The 11,772-nt window shown below is 38.7% G+C and carries 11 protein-coding genes; 10 read left to right on the forward strand and 1 reads right to left on the reverse strand.

The annotated features are described in order from the left end of the window. Positions 1–58: 58 nt before the first annotated feature. On the reverse strand, positions 59–2,356 hold the full coding sequence (locus J0J33_RS03350) for a Xaa-Pro dipeptidyl-peptidase (protein ID WP_206921771.1): 2,298 nt from the start codon (positions 2,354–2,356) through the stop codon (positions 59–61). A gap of 176 nt (positions 2,357–2,532) precedes the next feature. Between J0J33_RS03350 and J0J33_RS03355 the strand changes: the two genes are divergently transcribed. The 10 genes from J0J33_RS03355 (at position 2,533) to J0J33_RS03400 (ending at position 11,688) form a co-directional block, all read left to right on the forward strand. Continuing rightward, complete coding sequence (locus J0J33_RS03355) at positions 2,533–2,739, forward strand: hypothetical protein (protein ID WP_019335977.1); 207 nt, start codon at positions 2,533–2,535, stop codon at positions 2,737–2,739. Positions 2,740–3,015: 276 nt separating this feature from the next. Continuing rightward, positions 3,016–3,678 (forward strand): Crp/Fnr family transcriptional regulator, encoded by a 663-nt coding sequence (locus J0J33_RS03360; RefSeq protein WP_019335976.1) that lies wholly within the window; start codon positions 3,016–3,018, stop codon positions 3,676–3,678. Positions 3,679–3,926: 248 nt separating this feature from the next. Continuing rightward, on the forward strand, positions 3,927–4,796 hold the full coding sequence (gene gla, locus J0J33_RS03365) for an aquaglyceroporin Gla (protein WP_003133793.1): 870 nt from the start codon (positions 3,927–3,929) through the stop codon (positions 4,794–4,796). A gap of 542 nt (positions 4,797–5,338) precedes the next feature. After that, positions 5,339–6,190 carry a MetQ/NlpA family ABC transporter substrate-binding protein gene (locus J0J33_RS03370; protein ID WP_019293605.1) on the forward strand — a complete coding sequence of 284 codons (852 nt, stop codon included), beginning with the start codon at positions 5,339–5,341 and terminating at the stop codon, positions 6,188–6,190. A gap of 21 nt (positions 6,191–6,211) precedes the next feature. Continuing rightward, positions 6,212–7,288: a methionine ABC transporter ATP-binding protein gene (locus J0J33_RS03375; RefSeq protein ID WP_019291411.1), complete on the forward strand. Its 1,077-nt coding sequence runs from the start codon at positions 6,212–6,214 to the stop codon at positions 7,286–7,288. Beyond that, a complete protein-coding gene (locus tag J0J33_RS03380) occupies positions 7,289–7,984 on the forward strand; it encodes a methionine ABC transporter permease (RefSeq protein WP_003133796.1) in 696 nt (231 codons plus the stop codon). A 20-nt stretch (positions 7,985–8,004) separates the two neighbouring features. After that, the gene (gene pepV, locus J0J33_RS03385) at positions 8,005–9,426 is read left to right on the forward strand and encodes a dipeptidase PepV (protein WP_019291409.1); all 1,422 of its coding nucleotides are present in this window, start codon (positions 8,005–8,007) and stop codon (positions 9,424–9,426) included. Positions 9,427–9,524: 98 nt separating this feature from the next. Beyond that, on the forward strand, positions 9,525–9,812 hold the full coding sequence (locus J0J33_RS03390) for a helix-turn-helix transcriptional regulator (RefSeq protein ID WP_003133798.1): 288 nt from the start codon (positions 9,525–9,527) through the stop codon (positions 9,810–9,812). Between the two features lie 171 nt (positions 9,813–9,983). After that, on the forward strand, positions 9,984–10,889 hold the full coding sequence (locus J0J33_RS03395) for a LysR family transcriptional regulator (protein WP_003133799.1): 906 nt from the start codon (positions 9,984–9,986) through the stop codon (positions 10,887–10,889). Positions 10,890–10,986: 97 nt separating this feature from the next. Beyond that, entirely contained in the window at positions 10,987–11,688 is a 702-nt protein-coding gene (locus J0J33_RS03400; protein ID WP_003133801.1) for a phosphoglycerate mutase, read from the forward strand. Positions 11,689–11,772 lie beyond the last annotated feature (84 nt).

The following is an 11,772-nucleotide window of genomic DNA, read 5'->3' on the forward strand; positions in this document are numbered from 1 at the left end:
GTAAGGGATTTCTTAAAATAAAAAATACTCAAGCTCTTTAAACTTGAGTATTTTTCTTTTATTTGTTACTTACAGGGAGAATAATCTTAGACGAACCAAGGTCTACTTCATAAGTCATCTCACGATTATCTCGTACGGTATGTTCGAAGTCTGTACTGTAAAGCAAGAGACGGAGCTTGTCACCTTTTTCCAGCTGATGAAGCGTCGGCTGAAGTTTAAGGTTTACGGTCAGCCACTCGTTTTCCTCGACAGGACTGATTGTAAGCAAATCCTCACGGTTTTGCAGATTGAGGAAGCCTTTAGTCATAAGTTGATAAGGGCTATCCACCAGAGGAATCTCCATCAGATTTTCCAGCATAAAATTACGGCCACGGTCCAGAGCTTTCAAGTCCAGAGTTTGTGCGTTTTCTGAGAGGCGTTTCTTGTTACCAAAGTCAAGAAGTTGCGCAGAGAGAAGGGCTTTACTGTCATTGACTTTGATTTTGAGGTTCAGCTCGACTTGACCGTTCACCATCATGTCTTCTGCTACTTCTAAGTCAACCACAGCTGTTTGAGCTTTGCCTTCATACAAATCTTTTTTGAAAGTATGGAAATCTTTGCTGTAAGCCTTAAAAATCTCTTCATCGTAATGATTGTCAAATTTTAGGATAGAAGCTGCTGTTTTGCCAAGTGGCAATTTAACCGTTTCTGCACTGCCCCAGTCGGCTACCCCTGTCCAACTTTGGTCTTTGCCATTTTCTTGTAAAACAAGAGGAGGTAAGTTCAAAGTCAACTTGCGATCTAAGAGCTTAGCGGTGAAATAACTGTTGATGGTTTCGCTAAAGTCGATGGATTGCCAATTGTTCATATAAATATGAGCACCGCGGTGTAAGAAGGCGTGTTTAACCGTTTCTTTCGGCAGAGCTTGCCAAAAATGATAGGCTTGATCTGGTGTAACATTCCAGTCTTGTAAACCATGCACAATCAGAACATCTGCCTTAGTATTTTTTGCCTGTGGCAAATAGTTTCTATCGTGCCAATATTGGTTATAATCGCCGGTGGATCGCTCAAGAGACTCAAGCATTTGAGAAAGGTGAGCTTCATATTGCGTATTATGCGCAAGGAAGTCAGCACCTTGAAGATTACGCGAATAAGTCAATGCTGCTAAAACATCTAAATCTTCACCGGGATAGCCGCCTGGTGAGCGGACCAAGCCATTTTCACGATAATAAGAGTACCAAGAGGTAATACCGGCTTCGGCTAAAATCACTTCTAGACCATCAATGCCGGTAGTTGCTGCACCATAAGCCATTGTACCCAAGTAGGATTTACCAGTCATCGCGACTTTGCCGTTGGCCCAATCTGCAGTCACTTCTTGTGTTCTCTTGCGAGAAGTAAAAGCACGCGCCCGACCATTGAGCCAGTCAATTGCAGCAGTCATACTATAAATTTGTTGGTAATCACCTGAAGTTTGGAAACCATCTGAATCTAAAGTTCCGACACCGGCAACATAAAGTGAAGCAAAACCACGCGCTAAGAAATAATCGTTCAGTGAATAAGTCCAACCGTGCGTGAACTTTTGAGTGGGTGTTTCAGGAGTAGCTTCTAGAGCAGGTTCTTTTTCGTAGTCTAGAAGAGTAGGAAGTTGTGTGGTAACCTTGATTTTTCCAGGCGCTTTTTCTTCTAAAGATACATTCATGTCGTGCAATTGTTTGTCATTGGCGATTTCATTTATCCCCAGATGGTAAGGACTTGCGGTCATGACTGCTGGCAATTGCCCCTCGAATACGGGACGAATAATCTGTACTTTAATCAAATCATTTTTTCCAGTACGATAAGTATCGACTTTAGATTCGACCCAGACTGTCTCCCGTATCAGATTTGCAGTATCAAAAGTAGCGAGCGATTTGTCATTGAAAAAATGGTAGGTATTGCTTAAAGGAAGCAAACCTTCAGATACCCAATGTTCAACCAATGTCATCCCGTTTTTGCGACGACTACAAAGAAGGAGGTAAAGCGCGCTGATGAGGTTTTCACTGTGGAGTGCTTCCTCATCGATCATCGGTAGATTTACAGATTTTGCAAAAGCTTCTGCTTGGTCCACTTGAAACTCAAAATTAGGTACAAATCCCAACAATTGCAAACTCACCGTCCAAAAGATATTCCATGTGAGTGCTTCATCTGAAGTTAGGAATTCTTGGAAAGAGGCTGTCGGTGTCGCTTGAATGCTTTCACTGTCGACAGGTGCAACCATTAAAAAGTTTTTAAGGATTTTCTTTTCTTCCCAAAAAACAGACCAAGTAAAGCCGAGATGATCCAGCTCAATAAGCTGTTCATCAAAGGTTTTTTCAACGATGGAAAAGTGATTAAATTTCATGCAATATCTTCCTTTCGATACACTATTATAGCCATTATATCAGAAAAGAGCCTTTGCTGCTTTGGCACATATCTTACGTGAAGAAGCAAAAAAGAAAAAGGCTTTACTTGAGCAGTAGATAAAAAGAGTGCTATAATGAAGGAGTAAAGAAGAACAAAACAGAGAGGAGAATAATTATGAAATTCAAATTCAGTGGGATTTCTTCATATGAGGAAAAAGCAACACCAAACTTTATGGGGGAAGCAAATTCACACAGTATTATAAAAGAGTTCGATAGCATGGATCAAGCCATTCAGCATGTTGTGGATAATAATGGTTTTATGGTTACAGACAATGGCAAATTTGCCTTCCATGTCCGTACAATTACACAAGTGGATGAATAAAATGTTAAAGACATGCCAGAGCGCATGTTTTTTATTATCATTCTTTTTGCTTTAGCAAATTAGAATGATAATACGCAGGGAGCGAAGCGAGCTAGAAAAATTCTGCCTCAGACAGAGAGTAACAAATGTTAGCGCCAAAGTATGTACATTTTTTTAAAATAAGTAAGGAGAGTAGAAAAACTTTAATATAAAATTGAAGCCATTATTTTAATAAACAAGCTTAAATGGTGGTATAATAACTGTTGTATTAAAGGAGTAGATGAATAAAAAAGGAAGATGACAAAAGAATTTATAGAATATTTACTGCGATTACTGGAAGAAAAAGAAGTAAATGTTGTGACTCAAAGACGGCATAGCTACGTGATGTATCAGGGAATTGAGTCAGATTATGTGTATATACTTAAAGAAGGTGTAGCTAAAATCAGCAATATTATGAGGGATGGACGTGAGTTTAATATTGCTTATGTAACAGAACCGGATTTTGTTTCCTTGCTCGAAGAAAAGCAAGAAAATGGTATCTCAGCTCTTTTCAATGTACGGGTCGAATCAGAAGAAGCAAGTTTTTATCGCGTGCAACGTCAAGAATTTTGGAAATGGGTAATGAGTGATCTGACCTTGTTCCGCATCGTTGATGATTTTTATCAAAGAAGATTAGCCATGAACTTAGAACTCTTGCAAAAGATGACAATCAATGGAAAAAAAGGTGCAGTTTGCGCCTGTATCAATAGCTTAATCAACGAATTTGGGATAAAGAAAAGAAACGGTATTCTGATTGATTTTCCAGTAACAAATGAAGACATTGCCGGTTTTTGTGGCATATCAACACGCAATAGCGTAAATCGTATTATCCGAGATCTTAAAACGGAAGAAATTATTGATATTATTGATAACAGGATTATGGTTTACAACTCAGAATATTTTGAGGATTATATTAGCTAAAAAGACTGGATTCAGTCTTTTTTTCTTTATAAAATATTGTTATTTTTAATTTCAAATACAAGAGCAATCGCTTACATGAAGCCGTTTCTCCCCTTTTCTCTCGTCAAACAAATTTTCTGTTCAAGAATTCACATCTTTTTAGCCAAAATAAAAAAAACGTGCTATAATGTCTATGTATAACAAAAGAGTTTAACATTAGTTAATCTCGTTTTTATTTTGTCATTAATTTTTATTACTTGGAGGAATTCATGGACTATTCATGGACAGTGAAATATCTCACTGAATTTATTGGTACTGCCCTTTTGCTTATCTTGGGTAATGGTGCCGTAGCGAACGTTGAACTTAAAGGTACAAAAGCCTTTGGTCAATCTTGGTTGATTATCGCTTGGGGTTACGGACTTGGTGTAATGTTACCAGCCGTAGCTTTAGGTAATGTCACAGCTCAAATCAACCCAGCCTTTACACTTGGACTTGCAGCATCAGGATTTTTCCCTTGGGCACAAGTGCCATTCTATATTCTTGCTCAACTTCTTGGAGCGATGTTTGGTCAGTTGATCGTCGTAATGGTTTATCGCCCTTACTATCTCAAAACAGAAAATCCAAATGCTATTTTAGGAACTTTCTCAACAATCGATAACGTTGATGATGGCACAATCACTACACATACAGGTGCCTTGGTTAATGGTTTCTTGAACGAGTTTGTTGGATCATTCGTTCTCTTCTTTGGAGCGATGGGCTTAACAAAACTTTATCGTGGTGTTGAATCAATCAACTGGATGACAAACTACGCATCGCAACAAGGTGCAGATGTAACAAGTGCAGATGTTACTGGACAAATCGCAGCATCAGTATCAGGTGCAGCTTCATCAGCAGCAATCAGCCACGTTGTCCTTGGTTTCCTCGTGCTCGTATTGGTTGCTTCACTTGGAGGACCTACAGGTCCTGGTTTGAACCCAGCACGTGACCTTGGTCCACGTATCTTGCACTCACTTTTACCAAAATCTATTTTAGGTGAAAACAAAGGGGACAGTAAATGGTGGTATTCATGGGTACCTGTTACAGCACCTATCCTTGCAGCACTTGCCGCTGTCGCTTTGTTCAAAATCATGTATCTATAATCTTAATACGCCTAGGAAAGTTCCAATAGGACTTTCCGTCAAACAGTTAGGGCTTTAGCCACAAATGTTAATAGCGGATTATGACCGATTAACCCTCATCTTTGGATGAGGGTTTTATTATTTTAAAAGTGGACATTAAAAATTTGTAAAGCTAACCGAAAATAAATTTGATAGAATAAATTCATAGTCAAAAAGCAAAGAAAGCGACTAGGAGAGTAAAAGCGAAAGTTAGCACAGGGAGCTTGCAGCTAGTGAGAGCAAGACTAACGGAAACTTTGAAAATGGCCTAGAAATCGCGTAACAGTGAGTTTACTTTCTAAATAAACTGTTAACGGAGTGGTTCTCGTTATTGAACACATTATTTTTGGGGCAGTCTTGCTTGTCACCAAAGATAATTAGCAAGACGTAAGACATCCTTTTTTGGTATTTTACGTGAAATTAGAATGGTACCACGATAATTCGTTTCTATTTATAGAGGCGGATTATTTTTTTTGTTTTTGACTATACTGTTATTATTATTGTTAATAAAGGGGAGACTTATTATGAAAAAGAAAACAAGAAACAAAATTATTGCTGTTGTAGCGCTCGTCGTTGTCGTACTTATCGGCTACTTCTCATTCTTCAAGAAGGATGTTGCTGAGGATAAAACCGTTAAGGTCGGTATTATGTCAGGTTCAAAGGAGAGTACGAAGATTTGGGATTCGGTAGCGAAGACGGCAAAAGATGAATACGGTATTAATCTCAAATTTGTCCGCTTCACGGACTATAACCAACCCAATACAGCCTTGGTAAACGGTGATGTGGACATTAATGCATTCCAACATTATGCTTTCCTTAAAGAATGGAATGATGCCAATAATGCTGATTTACAACCCATTGGCGATATCTTAGTTTCACCAATTCGTCTTTACTCGAAGAAACATACAGATGTGAAGGAGATTCCTAATAAAGGAACAATTGCGGTACCTAATGATACCTCTAACGAAAGTCGTGCCCTTTACGTTTTAGAAAGTGCTGGCTTGATTAAGTTAGATACAAAGGCTGGAGCTTTAGCCACAGTTAAAGATATTACTGAAAATCCAAAAGATTTGACGATCAAAGAATTGGACGGGTCGCAAACAGCTTCAGCCCTGTCTTCAGTTGATGCAGCAGTTGTAAATAATGACTTTTCAGTTCCTGCAGGTTTGACAAACAAGGAAGTTATTGCAACAGAACCTTTAAATGAAAATTCAAAACAATGGATTAACATTATTGTGGCACGAAAAGACGATAAAGACAATCAACTTTACAAAGATGTTGTTAAAGCCTATCAAACCAAAGAAACAGAAGAATTATTTGCAAAATTGTACCCTGAAAAAGGAACAATTCCTGCTTGGAATTTGAAATTGAAATAATCATAAATAGTGGAGAAGAAGATGGCAATTATTGAACTAAATAATATCAGAGTTTCCTATGAGACCAAGAAAAATAAGGTGGATGCAGTCAAAGATACAACAATCCATATCGAAAAAGGCGATATTTTTGGAATTATCGGCTACTCAGGTGCTGGCAAGTCAACGATTGTCCGTACGATTAATCTTCTGCAAAAACCAAGTGCTGGTGAGGTGAAAGTCAATGGCAAGGTTCTTTTTAAAGCGGGAGCTGATGGTAAGGATCAAGCTAAAATTAAGACGGCAGAGCTCCGTAAAGAACGTCAAAAAATCGGAATGATTTTCCAACATTTCAACCTCCTTAATGAAAAAACGGTTTTTGAAAATATCGAATTTGCGCTTTTACATAGCCCTTTATCTGATAAACAGAAGGAAGAAAAAATTCGTGACTTGCTTAATCTTGTTAGTTTGTCAGAGTTTGAAGAAAAGTACCCAGCCCAATTATCAGGTGGACAAAAGCAACGTGTAGCTATTGCGCGTGCCTTGGCGAATGATCCCGAAATTTTGATTTCTGATGAAGGAACATCTGCTTTGGATCCAAAAACAACTAATCAAATTTTGGACTTGTTGAAGGATCTCCAAAAACGTTTGGGTCTCACTATCGTTTTAATTACTCATGAAATGCATGTCGTGAAAGAAATCGCCAATAAAGTTGCAGTTATGCAGAATGGTGAAGTGATTGAGCAAAATAACCTTTTAGAAATCTTTGCCCATCCTCAAGAGCAACTGACACAACAATTCATCGATACCACATCGAATGTCTCTCGTTTTATTCATTCATTGACTGAAAATGATACATTCAGTGACTTGGCAGACGATGAAGAACTGATCTATTTGTCTTATTATGGCAATCAATCAGGAGAACCAGCTATGTCGGAAATTACCCGCAAATTTGATGTTTCAACGAATATCTTCTATGGGAATGTTGAGGTTCTACAAAATACACGTTTTGGTTCTTTAGTCGTGTCTCTAAAAGGAACAGAAGAAAATCGTTTGGCTGCTAAAGAATATTTGGCAGGCCAAAATATTGAGTTTACAGTATTGAAAGCGCAGGTGAAATAAATGACAGCATGGTTTACAGAACATTTTCCAAATGTTGTAGCCTTAGGTTTACACGGAGATACAGGTTGGGTGACTTCAATCATAGAAACACTCTTTATGGTTTTTTGGTCAGGGCTTTTTGGTGGGCTTCTTGGACTGGTATTTGGTGTCGCTCTTGTTGTGACTAACGAAGGAGGGATTACGCCTCATCGTGCACTTTACTCTTTTTTGGATAAGTTTACATCAATTTTCCGTGCAGTACCCTTTATCGTTTTACTTGCTATTATTGCTCCTGTCACTCAAAAAATTGTTGGTACACAGATTGGAACAACAGCAGCTTTGGTCCCTTTGACACTTGGTGTCTTTCCTTTTTATGCACGTCAAGTTCAAGTTGCTTTAGAAAGTGTAAATAAAGGGACGGTCGAAGCAGCACAGACTGTAGGCGCTAATTTCTGGGATATCGTCTTTACAGTCTATCTTCGTGAAGAACTTGGTAGTTTGATTCGGGTATCTACCGTTACGATTATTTCCTTGATTGGTTTAACAGCTATGGCGGGTGCGATTGGAGCAGGAGGATTAGGAAACACAGCCATCGCATATGGCTACAATCGCTTTTCTAATGATGTGACCTTCTTGGCAACCTTACTTATCCTGATTTTGGTTCTTTTGGTTCAGGTTATTGGCGATACATGGGCAAAGAGCGTGACCCATAAATGATGTAAACTGGGGGACAGTGCATGACGATTGATTTTAAAAGTGAAGTAGAAAAACGTAAAGAGGTCTTTTTGCAAGACTTAATTGCGTTACTAAAAATAAACTCTGAGCGAAATGATGAAGAGGCTAACGGAGAATTTCCTTTTGGTCCAGGACCGAGTCTTGCTATGCTGGAGTTTCTAAAGATTGCCCACAAAGATGGTTTCAAAACAGCAAATTTTGAGAATTATGTTGGAGAAGTACATTATGGTCAAGGAGAAGAAACATTGGGGATTTTTGTTCATGCTGATGTTGTTCCAGCAGGTCAAGGCTGGACAAATCCTCCTTACGAACCAACACTTAGAGAAGGACGGTTGTATGCTCGCGGTGTTCTAGATAATAAAGGACCTGCACTGGCCACCTATTATGCTTTGAAAATTTTGAAAGAGGCTGGTGTACCTTTCTATAAAAAAGTAAACTTTATTATTGGAACTGATGAAGAGAGTGGATGGAAGGATATGGCTTATTACCTTCCCAAAGTACAATTGCCAGATTTTGGCTTCTCACCAGATGCACGCTTTCCGGTAGTTAATGGTGAAAAAAGTAATCTTACCGAGTATCTGCACTTTGGACATAAAAATGACGGTGACTTTATTCTCCATGATTTTAGGAGTGGCATACAAGAAAATTGTGTGCCAGAAGAGGCTAAGACTTTGATTACGAGTCCTCTCGACTTGAAAGTCGATTTTGAAAAATACCTGGAGAAGAACAGGCTGGAAGGAAGATTTGCGAAAACAGGAGCAAAAACTTCCTTACAAATTAAAGGGAAATCAGCACACAGTTCCACACCAGAAATTGGAGAAAATGCTGCAACATATTTAGCCAAGTTCCTTGCTGCATATGATTTTGGTGCAGATGCACAAAAGTTTCTAGAAGTGGCTGGCCAGAAGCTTCACCAAGATTTTGAAGGAAAGAATATTGGAATTGCTTATGAAGATGAGGACATGGGTAAACTGTCGGTCAATCCTTCTGTCTTTCACTTTGCAGAGGATGGACAGGAAAATAAGATTGCACTCAATATCCGTCACCCGAAAGGTTTGACAGAGCAAGATATCCAAGAACGACTTAGTAAGCATTTGACTGCTTTTATCCAGAAAGTAAGCATTAGTGCGCTTATTAACTACCAACCGCACTATCTTTCACCAGAAGATCCGTTAGTGCAAGTGCTTTTGAGTACTTATCGCGAACACACGGGTGATGACAGTCCACCACAAACAGTAGGTGGTGGAACATATGGGCGATTAATGAAACGCGGTGTAGCTTATGGGGCTCTTTTCCCTGATTCTGCATTTACTATGCACCAAACAGATGAGCATATAAAGCTTGAAGAACTTTATAAAGCTATTGAAATCTACACAGATGCCATTTATCGTTTGGTTTGTGTAAAAGACGAGAAAAACGCTTAGGAATCAGTGACTTTTGGGAAAAAAATATTGCAAAAAGCCTCAAAAGATGATTAAATAGTAAAAGTAACACAGATTTAACAAAATCATCAGGAGGAAGCATGGAAAACAGAATTCGTGAATTTAGACAAGCTCAAAAACTTTCTCAGGAAGATTTGGCGCGCATCGCTCACGTGAGTCGACAAACCGTCAATGCTATCGAAAATGATAAATACGATCCCGAACTTCTGCTAGCTTTTAAATTAGCAGAGATTCTGGGAACTAAAGTCGACGACCTCTTTACTTTTCAGCTTAGTCATGTGAAGAAAAAAGAAGAAGATGTCTTCTGGTGTGAAAAATATCAATGTGTCCTTTGGAAACGTGCAGATGTCGAAAAAAGAGCAAACTAAGTTATAAAATAAAATAAAAAGCCTAGTCAATAGTGTATAATTGAACTATAGGCTTTTTTTAATGTTGCGGCGGGTTTCACCCTTAGTGCGAAACCAAAAAGGGAGAGTGAAAAGAGTTCCCGGGAATAGTATTTATTAATTAATGCTAAAGAAATATCAAGGAGTGCAAAAATGAACATCAAACAGCTTCGTTATGTTGTGGCTATCGCTAACAGTGGAACCTTTCGTGAGGCGAGTGAGCAGCTCTTTGTGAGTCAGCCATCTATGTCAATTGCGGTTAAGGATTTGGAGCAAGAGCTTAATTTCCAAATTTTTGAACGGACAAACACGGGAGCCAGCTTGACGATTGAAGGTGAACGTTTCTATGAGCAAGCGCAAGCGATTTTACGAGACTTTGAAGCTTTTGAGTCGAAATATGCAAAGCCGAAAGAAGCCGAACGACATTTTTCAGTTGCAAGCCAGCACTATGATTTTCTTGCTCCTGTAGGTGTTGAATTTTCAAAGAAAAATCCTGAAATCAAGAATTTTCGTGTCTTTGAATCAACGACTTATAATATTTTACAAGAAGTGGCTCAAGGGCATAGCGAGCTTGGTGTTGTGTACTTGAATAAGCATAATCGTTCTGGTATTCTCCGTATGCTGGATAAGCTGGAGCTAGATTATGAAGAGCTTTTTATTTCACAAACACATATTTATTTACGTAAAAATCATCCTTTGACACGTAAGAAAAGCATCAAAACAAGTGATTTGAAAGCTTTAGACCGTGTTCGCTTCACTCAAGAAAATGAACAATTTCTTTACTACTCGGAAGACCTTGTGGAAACTTTTGAAAATACTTTTATTTATAATGTGACCGACCGTGCAACCTTAAATGGTATCTTGGAGCGTACAGATGCCTATGCGACAGGTTTAGGATTTATTGATAAGGAAAGTGTACACAATGTCACGGTTATTCCAATGGATGGAGATAATGTAAACAGCTTGATTTTGGTTAAACAAAAAGGTCAACTTTTAACAGATGCAGCCAAGTCTTACAAGCGCAGTTTAGAAGTTTATTTTGAAAATTATAAGTTTTAGCCAGCCTAGAGTCTAGGCTAGAAAAAATATGAAAATTAGTGTAAAATAGAGCAGTATACAAATTTTGTAAAACATTTAACATAGGAGAACTCACATAATGGTAAAATTAGTTTTTGCACGTCACGGTGAATCAGAATGGAACTTGGCTAACCTTTTCACAGGTTGGGCTGACGTGGACCTTTCAGAAAACGGAACACAACAAGCAATTGATGCAGGTAAACTCATCAAAGCTGCAGGTATCGAATTTGATATCGCGTACACTTCTGTATTGAAACGTGCGATCAAAACTACAAACTATGCACTTGAATACTCTGACCAACTTTGGGTACCAGTTGTAAAAACTTGGCGCTTAAATGAACGTCACTACGGTGGTTTGACTGGCTTGAACAAAGCTGACGCTGCTGCAAAACACGGTGATGAGCAAGTTCACATCTGGCGTCGTTCATATGATGTATTGCCACCAGCAATGCCACGTGATGATGAGTACTCAGCACATGCTGACCGTCGTTATGCTAACCTTGAAGATAGCCTTATCCCTGATGCTGAAAACCTCAAAGTTACACTTGAACGTTCATTGCCATTCTGGGAAGATCAAATCGCTCCAGCATTGAAAGATGGTAAAAACGTATTCGTTGGTGCGCACGGTAACTCAATCCGCGCATTGGTAAAACATATCAAACAGCTTTCAGATGATGAAATCATGGATGTTGAAATCCCTAACTTCCCACCACTCGTGTTCGAATTTGATGATAATTTGAACCTTGTTAAGGAATACTACCTTGCACCAAAACAAGCATAAATAATACGATAAGACCTGCATCAAGCAGGTTTTTTCTTTTCTTTAAAAAATGTAAGGTAAAATACAGCTTATTGTGGTAAAATG

Source organism: Lactococcus sp. LG1267, assembly GCF_017309545.1.
GTDB classification, from domain to species: Bacteria; Bacillota; Bacilli; order Lactobacillales; family Streptococcaceae; genus Lactococcus; species Lactococcus petauri.